The organism is Thalassotalea sp. PS06 (assembly GCF_007197775.1).
GTDB lineage: Bacteria > Pseudomonadota > Gammaproteobacteria > Enterobacterales > Alteromonadaceae > Thalassotalea_A.
In genome coordinates, this window is the sequence record NZ_CP041638.1 from 2,764,083 (window position 1) to 2,779,137 (window position 15,055).

At 44.5% G+C, this 15,055-nt stretch carries 15 protein-coding genes; 5 read left to right on the plus strand and 10 right to left on the minus strand.

Translation table 11 applies throughout. The features are described from left to right. Positions 1-16: 16 nt before the first annotated feature. Genes FNC98_RS12235 through FNC98_RS16990 form a run of 3 tightly spaced genes read right to left on the minus strand, consistent with a single transcriptional unit; the run spans position 17 to position 2,620 of the window. A complete protein-coding gene (locus FNC98_RS12235) occupies positions 17-1,213 on the minus strand; it encodes a PilX N-terminal domain-containing pilus assembly protein (RefSeq protein WP_185967958.1) in 1,197 nt (398 codons plus the stop codon). A 46-nt stretch (positions 1,214-1,259) separates the two neighbouring features. Further along, on the minus strand, positions 1,260-2,039 hold the full coding sequence (locus FNC98_RS12240) for a PilW family protein (protein WP_143581504.1): 780 nt from the start codon (positions 2,037-2,039) through the stop codon (positions 1,260-1,262). Then, a complete protein-coding gene (locus tag FNC98_RS16990; RefSeq protein WP_143581505.1) occupies positions 2,039-2,620 on the minus strand; it encodes a GspH/FimT family pseudopilin in 582 nt (193 codons plus the stop codon). The genes FNC98_RS12240 and FNC98_RS16990 overlap by 1 nt, the downstream gene beginning before the upstream one ends. Before the next feature lie 613 nt (positions 2,621-3,233). Here FNC98_RS16990 and FNC98_RS12250 point away from each other — a divergent pair. The 4 genes from FNC98_RS12250 to FNC98_RS12265 are packed head-to-tail and all read left to right on the plus strand — an operon-like array spanning position 3,234 to position 5,677. Then, positions 3,234-3,731, plus strand: coding sequence for a prepilin-type N-terminal cleavage/methylation domain-containing protein (locus tag FNC98_RS12250; protein ID WP_143581506.1), 498 nt, complete (start codon positions 3,234-3,236; stop codon positions 3,729-3,731). Positions 3,732-3,767: 36 nt separating this feature from the next. Further along, positions 3,768-4,703 carry a PilW family protein gene (locus FNC98_RS12255; protein WP_143581507.1) on the plus strand — a complete coding sequence of 312 codons (936 nt, stop codon included), beginning with the start codon at positions 3,768-3,770 and terminating at the stop codon, positions 4,701-4,703. A 42-nt stretch (positions 4,704-4,745) separates the two neighbouring features. Then, positions 4,746-5,246 (plus strand): hypothetical protein, encoded by a 501-nt coding sequence (locus tag FNC98_RS12260; protein ID WP_143581508.1) that lies wholly within the window; start codon positions 4,746-4,748, stop codon positions 5,244-5,246. Positions 5,247-5,260: 14 nt separating this feature from the next. After that, positions 5,261-5,677: a type IV pilin protein gene (locus FNC98_RS12265; protein WP_144035554.1), complete on the plus strand. Its 417-nt coding sequence runs from the start codon at positions 5,261-5,263 to the stop codon at positions 5,675-5,677. A 13-nt stretch (positions 5,678-5,690) separates the two neighbouring features. On the opposite strand, the gene FNC98_RS12270 is transcribed toward FNC98_RS12265, so the two are convergent. The 7 genes from FNC98_RS12270 to murJ all read right to left on the minus strand — a co-directional run bounded on the left by FNC98_RS12270 (position 5,691) and on the right by murJ (position 13,845). Further along, entirely contained in the window at positions 5,691-6,263 is a 573-nt protein-coding gene (locus tag FNC98_RS12270) for a GspH/FimT family pseudopilin (protein WP_143581509.1), read from the minus strand. Between the two features lie 111 nt (positions 6,264-6,374). After that, positions 6,375-7,304 (minus strand): 4-hydroxy-3-methylbut-2-enyl diphosphate reductase, encoded by a 930-nt coding sequence (gene ispH / locus FNC98_RS12275; protein ID WP_143581510.1) that lies wholly within the window; start codon positions 7,302-7,304, stop codon positions 6,375-6,377. 33 nt (positions 7,305-7,337) lie between these two features. Beyond that, positions 7,338-7,772, minus strand: a complete 435-nt coding sequence (fkpB, locus tag FNC98_RS12280; RefSeq protein ID WP_143581511.1) for an FKBP-type peptidyl-prolyl cis-trans isomerase — start codon at positions 7,770-7,772, stop codon at positions 7,338-7,340. A 26-nt stretch (positions 7,773-7,798) separates the two neighbouring features. Next, complete coding sequence (lspA, locus tag FNC98_RS12285) at positions 7,799-8,299, minus strand: signal peptidase II (protein ID WP_143581512.1); 501 nt, start codon at positions 8,297-8,299, stop codon at positions 7,799-7,801. A gap of 30 nt (positions 8,300-8,329) precedes the next feature. Next, positions 8,330-11,152, minus strand: a complete 2,823-nt coding sequence (gene ileS / locus FNC98_RS12290; protein WP_143581513.1) for an isoleucine--tRNA ligase — start codon at positions 11,150-11,152, stop codon at positions 8,330-8,332. 8 nt (positions 11,153-11,160) lie between these two features. Further along, positions 11,161-12,108 (minus strand): bifunctional riboflavin kinase/FAD synthetase, encoded by a 948-nt coding sequence (ribF, locus tag FNC98_RS12295; protein WP_143581514.1) that lies wholly within the window; start codon positions 12,106-12,108, stop codon positions 11,161-11,163. A 171-nt stretch (positions 12,109-12,279) separates the two neighbouring features. After that, positions 12,280-13,845, minus strand: a complete 1,566-nt coding sequence (gene murJ, locus FNC98_RS12300; RefSeq protein WP_143581515.1) for a murein biosynthesis integral membrane protein MurJ — start codon at positions 13,843-13,845, stop codon at positions 12,280-12,282. 745 nt (positions 13,846-14,590) lie between these two features. On the opposite strand from murJ, the gene rpsT reads away from it, so the two are divergent. Then, positions 14,591-14,851: a 30S ribosomal protein S20 gene (gene rpsT / locus FNC98_RS12305; RefSeq protein WP_143581516.1), complete on the plus strand. Its 261-nt coding sequence runs from the start codon at positions 14,591-14,593 to the stop codon at positions 14,849-14,851. Positions 14,852-15,055: the final 204 nt, after the last annotated feature.

Below are 15,055 nucleotides of genomic sequence, written 5' to 3' on the forward strand. Positions count from 1 at the left end.
GCTTCCTTATCCCAAATCAGAAATCGCGCCAGCTGCCTGAGGCGACGGTTCTGGGACCATTTTCACGGGTTTTCTTTAATAACCCAGTATTAAAATGAATATCTAAACTACCACTTGTTGAGTTGAGGCTACCACCAGTAATAACTGCACCATGAAAGGTTGAATTACCACTGGCACTCGCGTCACCCATAATAAAAACGACACCGTAAAAATGAGGGCTGCCTTTAAAGGTGGCATTGCCATCAATAATTAAAATGGTCGGAGCTTCGTCGGCATTTGCACAAACATTGCTTCCGTTAACTGAAGAGCGACATCCGACAGTTCCACCGTTAATTTCGACATCGCCTTCAAACCAGATCACTTCGTTTGTCGAACCCGCGACACAAGCATCATAGCTATTTGCTGAGCAGCCCACAGACTCGGAAGGGTTACTTGGATCTACAACCATTGACGCCATTAGCTCTTTATAAGCCTCTGGAGACATGCCAAAAAAGTTTTCGAAAATTCCGGCAGGGGTTAAGTTGTACAAATCGGAATCATGCTCAAGAATATCAAGGCCAACCGTTTCCTTGTTCGATGTCTGAATTTCCGAACAAGCTCTTGGAATATCCATACAGCCCGGATAGCCTGAATCCGTAGGATCCGCAATATACGTAGCTGTTGAGTTGTTTGATCCTATGTCAACATCTCCGCCGCTCCAGATGGTACTGTGACCTTCAGGGTTGTGCACTGTAGCTGAACCATTAACATCCAGGTTACCACGGGTCGTAAGCGGGTTGTCCGGGTGATTAGGCAAGGGATCTAAAGATTGCATTGTTGTCGTAACAACTTTAACGGATGCATCATCCAAGCTGGTTGCTTCAGACACCACCGCAAGTGAGGTAATATCACCGGCGTTTACTTCACTGACGGTCACTACGACGTTGGCCTGGCCAACGACGCCGGTAGCCGAGTCACCAATACCGTCGCCATTAGAATCAAAAACGAAATCAATAACACCATCATTGTTTCTATCGATACCATTGGCCAAATATTCAAGTGCTATGGCCAAACCGGCTTCCGCGCTTTCAAATGTGGATTTCGATTTGAAATCGTTATTCACCATTTTTTGTTCAAACAAAATGGTTCGAGAGAGAAACAAAGATACCAGGGTCACCAATATCACCAAAACAACGGATACGGCGAGCACAGCCATGCCTGCTTGATTCTTCATATATGTGGGGGACTTTGTTGTGTGATTACTGCGGCACATAACAAATTTACCTTATTCTTATCCAATCATTACGGACCCGCACCGATTGGGTTATCGACGTAGTTACATCTGGGTCATTTTTTAACGAGGCAGAGATAGTAATTTGAATATCTCTGGTCTCTACAGTGGTATCACCACTGCCTGCGGTTGGAACCTGCGAATAGCAGTCCCGTTCATCATCATCATCAATTCCGGCAGCACCATCATTATCTATACCGTCGGGCTCCCTGGTGTTTATGCATGCAGAATCCTGACTATTAAATGAAAGTCTATTAATGGTGTAGAGTTCATCATCGCTTAACGCCGACCAGGTACCGCTGGCGCAACTATCACCATCGGAAACTGCACCCGCTGTGCGTATCTCGATATTGCCGGCATTTAATCGATAACCGAAATGCTCGAGATCCGTATCTAACACGCCATTTTCATTCTGATCATAAGAAAAAGTGATGCACTGACCATCGGCATTTGTGCCTAACGCAACAGGAGTATCACTAGCCATTGAATCTAAGACAGTTACGGCAGTATTATCAATTTGGCTAAAGGGATTCGACGAAGGCGTTTCGGTAAAGGTGGACCAATAGCCAGCGCGGCGAACGTCATTGACCATGATACTCATCATACTCATTACCTGAGTATTGAGTTTACTGGCTTTTAAGGTCGAAGCACTACTGGAAACTATGGTGACATAGACATAGGTTGCGCCGGCAAGGACTGTCACCCCTATTACCATACCAATCAATAGCTCTAATATTGTGAAGCCCTTATTGTTAGCTATTCGTTTCATTAACTGCAGCTCCTGTAATCGGGCAAATCATCTGAACAAAGTTTTACATTGCCAATAAGAGAAAGAGAGATTTGCACGCTGCTTCCTGACGCATTGGTTAGTGTGTATTGACGAGCCCCGTCTGTCGTACCCCGGGCAGGATCAAAGGTGATAGAATTGCCCGCAGTGCCGCTTATTACTTGCATCTTCATGGTAACGTCAGTAAATTCCGCGCCATCAATCTGATGCAGTACATTGTCATTGGCAGCAACAAAGGTGCCATCGCCATCATCAATTTGCAGAACACAGGCGTTAGTTGCGGCATTGTTGGTCACGGTTGGATCGCAGCCCGTTAACTCATTAATACCAAATGCCCAGGATGTTGAATCCATACCGGCTACAGAAAACACCACATCTTCTGATCTTAACAGAGACTCAGATCTGGCTAGCTGCAGGTGAGAATATAAGGTTTCTGCCGCTCCGGCTAAATTACGATTCTCCATGTTTTTTACAAAACTTGGAGCTGCAACCAAAGCCAAAATTGCGATGATTGCCATCGAAATGATGAGTTCAATGAGGGTTATACCACGTACTTTTTTCATTATTATTTACCTCTGGATCCCTTAAAAAGAAATCAATTCGGGCACGAGTAATTATTTTCGTTTGTAGACCAAGCCATAGTGGCTACAGGGTTTCTACGTATTACATGTAGTGAAACTTCAGAAAGTATAGAGGGGGGGTTTACTATCTTAATTCACAAGTTATTTATCGTTTTTACTGCCCTAACAGCATTTCAGATAACGTTAACCATTATTGAATACCAAGATGATAATAATCAATTTACCAACAACTATCGGTAATTCCAACTAAAACTAACGAAAATTTCTTAAGCCCTGGCAACTTATTACTCACTTATTGTTACGGTTTACAACAATAAGCTCAAGCGTTATCTGTCTGTATCAAGCAGTTTACTTAACTTTTCATGAATTTTAGCGACTGCTTCACATAAACCATGTTTTTTCAATAACATATCGATTTTCAGAACAACACTCTCGCTCGTTAATAACTCAATAAGTTTCAGAGTGTTAGATAAAGCAATCGAAAGTTTTAGTGGGCAAAACGGATAAATGAAATTTATTTAACTATTGGGTATTTAACGCTTACTTATTCTAGTCTCAGTTGGTACTCGTCAATAACAAGCACACGGATGTGTCGATGAAAATCATTGCTTCTAAACAGACCTCTCACAACAGCGGCTTTAGCCTCATTGAAGTTCTGGTGGTGTTGATGTTGTTTGCTATCAGTATTCTCGGTATTAGTAAATTTCAGCTCGCCAGTAGCTTTTACCAAAAACAGGGGCAATATCAATTTGCCGCTCAACAGGCGTTGATGAATATCAGTACCGCAATTATCAGGAATCATCATGCGTTGAGTAGCTATCAGGCAGCAAATAACAACCCAAATTCGACATTCATTAATTGCAGTCAACAAACCTGTAACGATAACCAGCTCGCCTACCATGACCTAGCGTCCGTTCGCGCCCATATTGAAAAGATTCCCAATGTAACTCTGTCCATTACCGAACAACAGGATCAGGTGAAAATCACCGTATTCTGGCAGGAAAAAACGCCAACATCACCACTTAGTGAGTGCATATTGCCACGTGACCCGGGATTACACTGTAGTCAATTGATGCTGTTGATGAGTGACTAAAAAAGCCAATACAAATATTTATGGATAGGGATTTCCATGCGTATAACCAACACAAAGCTACAATCGAATATGGCCGGTATCAGCCTCGTCGAAACCATGATTTGCCTGGTCATAGGCCTGTTTATCTTATCGTTAACGGTGAATACATTCGTTGCGATAAATAAGCAACACTTCCTAACGCAACAGCAAAGTCAGTTGCAACAAAACCTGCGATTTGCCAACCATGTATTGAAATCAAACCTGCAAAAAATTCAATACTGGCATGGCCTTATACCTTTCATCGACATGAGTGGCTCGCTAGCCGGTGATATTAATCTGCAAATGGATTGCGACCGCGGTCAAATCGATTGGAGCATCCGTGCAACGCATACTATTCGAGTGTCGAATAATACACTTGGCAATTACCGCTGCATCAATTCATCGACTTTCAAAGGTTCCGATGTTTTGACACTCAGATATCTGCAGGAAGAGGCTGTCAAGCCTGATAGTCATTATCCTTATATTCGCCTGTCTCGAAATCAAGCTAAGATTTTTCATTATCAGGATAGCGACACTGCGGAAAACCAATTCCCTGTTAACGATGTAAGAAGCTATCAACTGGTGACCCAGTCTTTCTACATCGCCAAAACCAGTCGCTATTGTAATGGCAAATCAATTCCTGCCTTGTATCGACAAACCGTAGTGAATGGTTTGCCGAGAACCGAAGAGCTGATTAGCGGTATAGAACAGTTGGAAATCGAGCTGATAACCAGAACCCCTGAAATTAGCAACAGCTGGCAGGTAGTAAATGCTGAACTTGTCGCTAACTGGCAGCATGTTGTTGGTGTCAATATCATGCTGATTGCTCGCTCTGATTGTGAAGTCAGCAACATCGCTAAAGACCGCAGGATTGAGGGAGTAGCTTCATTTTATTATCAGGATGGTTATTTACGTGAAACGTCGTTTTTATCCGTTGACTTATCGAGTTCATAGGTAATCGAAAATTACAGTCATAACTTACTGGACATTAACGCCATGACAAAACTCATCTACACGAATTCAACAACTACCCACATCAGGACAAAAGGTTTCGTATTGGCAACCAGCCTGATCATGTTGACTATTTTGACACTAGTATGCGCCAGCATGTTTACTCAGGCCTTATCCAGCCAGCAGCAAAATCGTGCCTTTTTGGCTCAGTTGAAAACCGAACACATACAGCAGGCATTCGCGTTAAAAATAACAAAAATGATTAATGCCCGGGTATCGAATGAGCAGATACAAAGTGAAGAACCTGGGTTTATCAATCACGCCAGCGTTTTGAACCCTGAACCATACACCAAGGTTGTCTCACAAGTAACTGAGCAAGGCACTTATCAGGGGAGTTTCCTGGTGATCTATTTGGGCGAGGCATCTAACCCTACAGGTATCACAAAGCATTTATTTGAAATTCAATTGACAACGGTTTACCGGCAACAAACCTATCACCAACGGACTTTTAACGCCGTACCAAAAGCCACAGAAAGCTCGCCATAAAGGGAAGATAAATCATGAATAAAAGCAGCGCTTTTACTTTACTCGAACTGTTAGTCGTTGTGATGATTATTGCCATTTTATCAACCATGTTGATGCCTAGTTTTCAAAAAGCCTGGCTGAAGAGTTATCGAAGCTTAGCAACGCAAACACTATATAAGATTGCCCTTTGGCAGGAGCAACAGCTGGCATTGACCGGGGAATATCAAAATACGCTTCCGGACAATTTTTCTAAGCAAACCGCCAGTCGATACCAGTTAAGTCTGGAAGTCAAAACCCATGCGCAGGACAGTGAAGACTACTTTAAAATTACCGCTGAAGCGATTTCGACCCAAACTAAAGATACCGAGTGTAGGACGTTTAGTTTAGATACTTATGGTGAGACATTAGCATTAGACAGTAATTCAGCGCCTACACCTCAATGCTGGCGTTAATTTAACTTCCCTACTAATTACCGCAGGGAATATTAACCCCTTGACTGGTTTCGTGAATACCGTCGCCATTATAATCTCTGGAATGCCTGATACGCCCTGAGCGACTTACGATTAGAGCGCGATGAAACAGGCGTCCATTATCCGAACAAATTAACAAGGTTCCATTTTGGCTGTGGGTAAAGCCTGTCGGTTCAAACTGCAGGTAATCTTTATTTTGAAACGAATTCCAATTAATGGCGAAGCCCCTGGGGCTGGCCTGGATAAACTTAAAAAGTGTTTCAGACAGGGAGCGGACATTGTCCTGATTAACATCAGCAAATAATACTCCTCCTTGATGCCAGTTTCGATGACATTGGCGCTGATCGCTGCTCGGACATATCTTTACCCGTTTATTGTTGCTGATTGCCGTTTGTTTGCCCTGGTTAAATACCGACTGCCATTTATACATCTCTGCCGTAGATAATGAGGTTAAATATAATCGGTTAAAACTAGGGATAGCTAGTGTCGCCAACACGGTGATAATGGCAATGACGATAAGGAGTTCAATTAACGTAAAGCCAAGTGGTCTGAATAAGTTTGTGCGCATCGTTTCAATCCTTTGAAAACATATAATACAACTTAGTTACCCAACTAAGTAAGCGCCAGAAATTAAAAAACCCCGCATTTTAGCGAGGTTTTGTACGAGTCTCCGGTGGCGTTAACGCAATTCTGCGGGAACCGCAAACACGGTAGTTTCTTCGCGACCAGGGTTTTCTATAACAACAGTACCACCAAACTCTTTGAGTTTATTGACCACATTAGATACCAGGATTTCTGGCGCTGATGCACCAGCAGTCACGCCAACTTTCTCAATGCCTTCAATCCAATTAACATCGATATCATCGGCACCATCAATTAAATAAGAAGTCGTTCCCATCTTCTCAGCCAGTTCACGCAGTCGATTCGAATTCGAACTATTTTTTGCGCCTACCACTAACAACAAATCGGTTTTGCTGGCGATTGATCGTACCGCATCCTGGCGGTTTTGAGTTGCATAACAGATATCGTCTTTACGAGGGCCTTCAATCTTTGGAAACTTAGCCTTTAAGGCATCGACAACTTCCGAGGTATCGTCAACAGATAGGGTTGTCTGGCTACAGAAAAACAACACATCAGGGTTTTTCACTTCCAGCGTTGCTACATCGTCTACCGATTCAACTAAATAGATACCGCCTACGTCGCTCTCGTATTGCCCCATCGTACCTTCCACCTCGGGGTGACCGGCATGACCAATCAATACACATTCATGGTTTTTGCGCGAGGCGCGAGTTACTTCCATATGCACTTTGGTGACTAACGGACAGGTTGCATCAAATACTTTTAGCCCACGATTTTTTGCTTCCTGACGTACCGCTTTGGATACACCATGGGCGGAAAAAATGACCGTGTTGTCGTCTGGTACTTCGTCCAACTCATCGACAAAAATCGCCCCACGTTGTTTTAGGCCATTAACCACAAACTTGTTGTGTACCACTTCATGGCGCACGTAAATGGGCGCATCGAATAAATCCAATGCCCGGTCAACAATGCTTATGGCGCGGTCGACACCGGCACAAAACCCTCTGGGGTTCGCTAATATAATTTCCATAATGGTCTCTTAAAACAACCGTTCACCAACAGATTAAAGGATTTCTACCACATCGACAACGAATGTTATCGCTTGCCCTGCAAGGGGATGGTTAAAGTCAACGGTAACGGATAAGTCATTCACTTGCCGGATAATGCCAGGTAGGTCTCCGCCGGGTTGACTGAAGGTTATGATGCTACCAACCTCTGCAGGTGTCTCGCTATTAAATTTACTGCGATCCAGATAATGAATGTTATCTGGGTTTACTTCACCAAATGCATCTCTGGCCTCGAGGGTAAACTCTTTATTATCGCCAACAGACAATCCCAACAACTCGGATTCAAATGCGGGTGATAAACTGTTATCCCCCATTATCACTTTCGCCGGTTTATTGGTTACCTTAGTACTGTCGGCGGCAGAGCCATCGGACAGCTTCATGGTAATATGCATTAATACGGTAGAGTCATTAGCAATACAACGGCTCGACATACCCATCTCCAATTTTTTAAATTCGTTTAATTAGCGCTTTTTTTTTCGGCTTCTTCATCGTTGGTAAAGGCTTCATAAATCATTAATGCCGCGCCAACGAAAATTGCTGAATCGGCAATATTAAACGCCGGCCAGCTGTGCCCTGCCAGATGAAAATCGAGAAAATCGATAACATAACCAAAAGCCAGGCGATCGATTAGGTTACCTAGCGCTCCGGAAATAATCAGGGCATAGCTGATACAAATTAATCGCTCTTCGGGTTTTGCTTTTGCCATCCAAATGACGAGTAAGGTGCTCACACCCACGGCAATAGCGCTGAAAAACCAACGTTGCCAACCGCCAGCGTCCGCTAAAAAGCTGAACGCTGCGCCAGTATTGTGCACATAAGTCAGATTAAAAAATGGCAGGATATCGATTGACTGATACAAATCCATTGATGCCACAACCCATTGCTTGGTTACCTGATCAACGATGATCATCAGTACCGCAAGCCATAGCCACTTCAGGCCTGTTTCCTTGAAATTCATTATCTTGCTTTTATCCTAAACTAGCGCACGTTAGGCAAACTGGCGGGTTTCGCCATCGCCTTCCACATTGGTAATACAGCGACCACATAAATCCGAATGCTCGGCATGCGTGCCTACATCATCGGTATAGTGCCAGCAACGCTCACATTTTTTACCAGAGGACGCTTTAATACTTAACCACAAACCATCAACTTCGGTTTCCAGTGCATCTTGTGGGGCGCCGACAACTTCACTTACCGTAGCTTTCGAGGTAATCAATACAAAACGCAGTTCATCGCCCATTGCCTGTAATTTTGACGCCAATGCAGCATCGGCATAAAGGGTAACATCAGCTTGTAAGGTTGCACCAACCACTTCGTCACGACGCGCTTGCTCTAAGGCTTTGTTTACTTCGGTTCTTACCGCCAGTAAGGTCTGCCAGTATTCGTTATTCATTTCGGTGGACTCAGGTAACGCCTGTAAACCGGTGAACCATTCGCCGGTAAATACGAACTCATCACGCTCACCTGGCAATGCCTGCCAAATTTCCTGAGCCGTAAACGAAAGCACCGGAGCCATCCAACGCACCATAGCTTCAGCAATCAAATACAAGGCAGTCTGACATGAACGACGAGCGTTACTGTCTTCTTTGGCAGTGTACTGACGGTCCTTGATGATATCCAGGTAGAAACCACCTAGCTCAGTAGTACAGAAGTTCATTAGTTTCTGGACAACCGCATGAAACTCATAGTTGTCATAAGCTTCAATGATTTCATCCTGAAGCTGTGCGGCTTTGCCGACTACCCAGCGATCCAGTGCTACCATGTCATCAAACGCAACCATGTGTTGAGCCGGATCAAAACCGCTCATATTAGCCAGCAGGAAGCGCGAGGTATTACGGATACGTCGATAGGCATCGGCCTGGCGTTTAAAAATCTCATCGGAAACGGTAATTTCCTGGGTGTAGTTAACCGATGCAACCCATAAGCGGAGAATGTCAGCACCCAACTTGTTAGTGATTTCCGAAGGCGTGATAACGTTGCCCAAAGATTTTGACATCTTGTGGCCGTTCACATCGACGGTGAAACCATGGGTCAGTACCTGTGAATACGGAGCACTGCCATTCATAGCTACCGATGACATCATTGATGACATAAACCAACCGCGATGTTGATCGCTGCCTTCAAGGTAAAGGTCGGCTTTCTTGTCAAAATCATCACGGGCTTCAACAACCGAGTAGTGAGATACGCCGGAATCAAACCATACATCAAGGGTATCAGTGATCTTGATATAATCTGCAGCTTCGCTACCCAGTAACTCTTCGGCTTCTAAGTCAAACCAGGCCTGAATACCTTCTTTTTCAACGCGTAGTGCGACCTGTTCCATTAACGCCACAGAATCCGGGTGTAGCGCATTGGTATCTTTGTGAACAAACAGGGCAATAGGGACACCCCAGGTACGCTGACGGGAAATACACCAGTCTGGACGCCCTTCTACCATGCTCTCAATTCGGCTTTGCCCCCAATCTGGGATCCACTGAGTTTTGTCAATTTCCGCTAATGATTGCTGACGCAGACCATTTTGGTCCATGCTGATAAACCATTGTGGTGTTGCACGGAAAATGATTGGCGTTTTATGACGCCAGCAGTGAGGGTAAGAGTGCTCATAAGCGTGATGGTGTAGCAACGAACCTTTGTCTTTTAGCACTTCGATAACATTATCGTTGGCTTTAAATACGTGCTGACCTGCGAAAATTTCGGTATCTGGCAAGTAGACACCGTTCGCGCCTACCGGGTTGGCAACTTCCAGGTCATATTGTTTACCAACATTAAAATCGTCAACACCGTGTCCAGGGGCGGTATGAACACAACCGGTACCTGAATCGGTCGTTACATGATCACCAAGAATAATTGGTACCGTGAAATCATAGAACGGATGCTGAACGTGAACGTTTTCTAAGTCTTTGCCTAGACAGAAACCAAGTGCATGGTATTTGTCAAAACCAAAGCGGTCCATACAATCTTTAACCAGGTCGGTCGCCAGAATGAGTCTTTGCGGGCCTTGTTCACCCTCAACCTGCACCAAAGTGTATTGCAACTCAGGATGTACAGAAACGGCTCGGTTTGCTGGCAGCGTCCAAGGAGTTGTTGTCCAGATAACAATGCCGATAGCACCTTCACCTAAATGATCTTTCGGTGTCGAGAATTTCTCAGCAACGTCGTCGCTGGCGGTAAATTTCACATCAATTGCTGGCGATACTTTATCTTTATACTCAACTTCTGCCTCAGCCAGTGCCGAACCACAGTCCGTACACCAGTGCACAGGTTTAAAGCCTTGATGAAGGTGACCGTTTTCAGTGATTTTAGCTAGCGCACGGATAATGTTGGCTTCGGTATCAAAGTCCATTGTCAGATATGGCTTGTCCCAGTCAGCAAACACACCAAGACGTTTAAAGTCCTGGCGCTGACCGTCGACTTGCTTTAACGCATACTCACGGCACTTTTGACGAAACTCGGCAGAGTTTAATTTTTTGCCTGGTTTGCCAAATTTTTTCTCAACCACAAGTTCAATCGGTAAACCGTGACAGTCCCAACCAGGAACATAGGGTGAGTTGAAATCAGACAAGGTTTTCGCTTTAACGATGATGTCTTTAAGAATTTTGTTAACGGCATGTCCTAAGTGAATATTACCGTTGGCATACGGAGGACCGTCGTGCAAAATGAATGATTTTTTACCTTTTTTAGCCTGGCGAATCTGGCCATAAAGATCTTTATCAGCCCACTCTTTTAATACTTTTGGCTCCCGCTGTGGCAAATTACCACGCATCGGGAATGCGGTTTCAGGTAAGTTTAACGTATGTTTATAATCACTCATTGACTTCATTATCCGTTCAGTTCGGCATTAATCGCGGCTTGCACAACCGTGCGAGCCTGTTCACTATCTTTTTTAATTTGCAGACTTAATTCATCGACGGAATTAAATCGCACTTCCTGTCGCAGCTTCTGCAACAGGGATACTTCAATTTGTTGACCATAGAGGTCACGGTTAAATTCAAATATATGGACTTCCAACTGCTGTCTCTCGCCATTAATGGTAGGCCTTGAACCAATATTGGCAACTCCATAAAAGGTTTCGCCGGCAACTAGAATTTTCACGGCATAAACGCCATTCACCGGCGATACACAACGCTTTAATAACACATTGGCGGTAGGAAAACCCAAATTACGGCCGCGTTTATCGCCATGAACCACCTTGCCCATTATTGAATACGGACGACCTAACATGCGCTGCGCTTCTGCTAAATCATCCCGATACAAGGCATCGCGAATAGCGGTACTGGAGATGCGACAATCGGCCAGTTTATAACTGGCGGTATCGGTGACCGAAAAATTAAATCGCTCACTGGCTTGCTTTAACATGGCAAAATCACCCTGGCGATTTTTGCCAAAGCGAAAATCATCACCAATGATCAGGTGTTTAATGCCTAACTTGGAAACCAGTAGGTTCTCGATAAAATCCTCAGCGCTCTGACTGGCAAACTCTTTATTGAAATTTACACAAATCAATCGCTTTACGCCAAGCTGGTTTAACAGGTGATATTTATCACGTAGGCGCGAAAGTCTTGCTGGTGCATGCGCGGGGTTAAACAGCTCCTGGGGTTGGGGTTCAAATACCATCACCGCAGGAATAGCATTTAATTGATAGGCTTTTTCGACAAGCGCAGAAATGACCCTTTGATGCCCCAAATGGACGCCATCAAAGTTTCCAATCGTCAACACGCATCCATGATGACGTTTACGAATGTTATGAATGCCTCGAACCAACTGCATTTATTCTGTTTACCTTGAGCTGCCAGTTTAACCTGGCGTAAGACCTTTCGTACCAAGTCCGTCAAATGCCGTATTTGTTCAGCTTGCGGACCGGAGTTTGACTATTAGCGTTAAAAACCGACGAATTATATATCAGTGTGCGTTAATAATCAGCATCTCGAAGCAACTAATTTATGCGCTTTTAACGATAAAATGACGAAGTCGCATGCCGCAGACTAACAGTGACAGCACGTAAATCAGACAACCAAGAAGAATTAGTCCGGTTAGCCATAAAATTTGCGTTAGTAATTGCGCCTGCAACCAATGTTCAAATTCCGGTGTCAAATACCAAAGCACCGCGCTCATAGCCAATGTTGACACTATCATTTTAGCTATCACCATCAGCGTTTCTTTATTGAGCTCAAAGACCCCGAGTGTTTTTAGGCCACGATACAGCAAGAACGCGTTAAGCGTGGCTGACATCGCCGTGGCCATTGCCAGGCCGACGTAGCCAAATATCGGCGCCAGAGCCAGATTAAAGCCCATATTGGCAACCATAGCGATAATGCCTATTTTTACCGGAGTTTTGGTATCCTGGCGGGCGTAATACCCTGGCGCAAGTACCTTAATGAACATAAAACTCAGTAAGCCGCATAAATACGCCCAAAGCGCAAATGATACCTGTTGCACGTCAAACTGAGTGAATTCACCACGCATGAACAAAACCATGATGATCGGCTGCGCTAGGATCATTAAACCGGCTAATGCCGGCCAGCCGAGTAAGCTTACCACGCGCAATGCCCAGGAAATGGTCTGCGAAAATTCCTGCGGATTCTGGTTGGCATGTAACCGGGATAAGCTGGGAAGAATAACGGTGGCGATACCGATGCCAAACAAACCGAGTGGAAATTCCAGTAACCGGTCTGCGTAATACAGCCAACTAATAGAGCCGGTAATTAAGAAACTGGCTATCAAGGTATCTAACAGCAGGTTAATTTGCGTTACGGAAACCCCGAACAGCGCGGGAATGATGAGTTTGCGTATTTTCTGAACGCCCGGGTGTTGCCATCCCCATCGAGGCCTTACCAGAGAGTTGGCCTGCAATAGAAAAGGTATCTGGAATAAAAATTGTACCAGGCCCCCAAGAAAGACCCCCCAGGCCAGAGCAAATGCCGGCTGTGCAAAATAATCAGCACCAAACATCGCCGCCAGGATAATACACACGTTTAACAATACCGGCGTAAATGCGGCAGCTGCAAACTTCCCTAACGTGTTTAAGATTGCTCCGGACAATGCTGTCAGACTGATGAACCAAAGATAAGGAAACGTTATCTTTAACAATACCGATGCCAGCTCAAACTTCTCACCACCGCTGTCACCATTTAGCCAATCTAAGAACCAGCCAAAACCAAACAAGGCGACCAACACCGGGGATGCGATCACACCGATGAGGGTGACAATCGTTAAAATAACGCCAAGCGTACCACTAACCCGGGCAATCAGTTCTCTGGTTTGAGCTTCACTATCGTCTTTGGCCTGATACTCACTTAACACTGGTACGAATGCCTGCGCAAAAGCACCTTCAGCAAATAGTTTTCGTAAAAAGTTGGGGATTTTGTTGGCGAAGAAAAAAACGTCGGCGCCGGCATTGGTTCCCATAAAATTGGCGACAACCATGTCCCGAACCAATCCAAGTACACGCGATATCAATGTCATGGCACTGACGATAATGCCTGATTTCAGTAATCGTTTACTCAAACGATTATGCTCCTGTTATTATTCCTTTGAAGCCACAAATGTGGTTAATGTCGATAATGCTAACACAAGGCTAAGCAATGACACTAGGACTAGTATCATTGCTGTTGTAGAGGAAGACTGCGTCGGTTTTGGCCAGGGAAGGCCTATATGCCGAAGCAATTTTCGGTGAGAAAACCATCTCGCTGTCAGGTTTTCGGGTGACGAACTAACGTTGGTGACAACGAAATGCCTTGAGTTTAGATTTCCTGTCGTGGCAGGAAATGACGGTAGTTAAAAGCGCTTGTATCTAGGAAGTGTCCAGCATCGCAGTGGAAAGAAAAGCTGTCTTCCACCTCCCTCTTCCACCATAACTCTTGCTTTTCTCCAGGCGCAATCTTCGATTGCATGCCAGGAACGATTTTTAATCGTGTGCCAGGAGCTGGCTTGCCAGCGTGCTAGGAGTGTAACGTGCTCAAAGCTGAGATTAAGGCCGTTCGCCATTTGATACCTGAAACCTAAATGCATTCCTTTTTCTTTTGTAACACCCCTCGTAGCTGACAAGCTTTTCCATTATAATGGCGACATTAAATCAGGTGGTGCGATGATTGTGGAATAATCCTTGTCAGGATACCCGACTATGTGCATTTTTAGCGATCAAATGATTTATCAATGAATACCATAAAACATTTGACATCAGCAGAAAAAACAGGCATATTTCACCGCCTTAAATTATGGCTATCTTATTTTAAATATTTAGGAGTTTACCTTGGCTAACTCTAAGTCTGCTAAGAAGCGCGCTATCCAAGCTGAAAAGCGTCGCCAACACAATGCAAGTCGCCGCTCAATGATGCGCACCTACGTGAAAAAAGTTATCGCTGCAATCGAAGCTGGTGATAAAGAAGTTGCAACCAAAGAGTTCGCTGCTGCTTCTCCTATCCTTGACCGTTTGGCAGGTAAAGGCTTGATTCACAAAAACAAAGCTGCTCGTGCTAAGAGCCGCTTAAATGCTGCTATCAAAGCATTATAAGTTTTAAGTGAATGAAAAAACCGGCTTTATAGCCGGTTTTTTTATGCCAGAAAATTAAGTAAGAGCGTTAACGGTCTTACTGTTGCAGAAGTATGCTGCGCAGGTGGATAAAACACTCCAACCATCGTGTTTTTAGGTGACAGCATTCGCGGTGACAACGAAGAGCCTTTGCTTAAATTGAAAAGCAGCTGTTCATCTGTCCGA

Excerpts from the sequence above, each read along its gene's own strand:
- FNC98_RS12235 (WP_185967958.1), bottom strand. The coding sequence starts at position 1,213 with ATGAAGAATCAAGCAGGCATGGCTGTGCTCGCCGTATCCGTTGTTTTG.
- FNC98_RS12240 (WP_143581504.1), bottom strand. The coding sequence starts at position 2,039 with ATGAAACGAATAGCTAACAATAAGGGCTTCACAATATTAGAGCTATTG.
- FNC98_RS16990 (WP_143581505.1), bottom strand. The coding sequence starts at position 2,620 with ATGAAAAAAGTACGTGGTATAACCCTCATTGAACTCATCATTTCGATG.
- FNC98_RS12250 (WP_143581506.1), top strand. The coding sequence starts at position 3,234 with ATGAAAATCATTGCTTCTAAACAGACCTCTCACAACAGCGGCTTTAGC.
- FNC98_RS12255 (WP_143581507.1), top strand. The coding sequence starts at position 3,768 with ATGCGTATAACCAACACAAAGCTACAATCGAATATGGCCGGTATCAGC.
- FNC98_RS12260 (WP_143581508.1), top strand. The coding sequence starts at position 4,746 with ATGACAAAACTCATCTACACGAATTCAACAACTACCCACATCAGGACA.
- FNC98_RS12265 (WP_144035554.1), top strand. The coding sequence starts at position 5,261 with ATGAATAAAAGCAGCGCTTTTACTTTACTCGAACTGTTAGTCGTTGTG.
- FNC98_RS12270 (WP_143581509.1), bottom strand. The coding sequence starts at position 6,263 with ATGCGCACAAACTTATTCAGACCACTTGGCTTTACGTTAATTGAACTC.
- ispH (WP_143581510.1), bottom strand. The coding sequence starts at position 7,304 with ATGGAAATTATATTAGCGAACCCCAGAGGGTTTTGTGCCGGTGTCGAC.
- fkpB (WP_143581511.1), bottom strand. The coding sequence starts at position 7,772 with ATGTCGAGCCGTTGTATTGCTAATGACTCTACCGTATTAATGCATATT.
- lspA (WP_143581512.1), bottom strand. The coding sequence starts at position 8,299 with ATGAATTTCAAGGAAACAGGCCTGAAGTGGCTATGGCTTGCGGTACTG.
- ileS (WP_143581513.1), bottom strand. The coding sequence starts at position 11,152 with ATGAGTGATTATAAACATACGTTAAACTTACCTGAAACCGCATTCCCG.
- ribF (WP_143581514.1), bottom strand. The coding sequence starts at position 12,108 with ATGCAGTTGGTTCGAGGCATTCATAACATTCGTAAACGTCATCATGGA.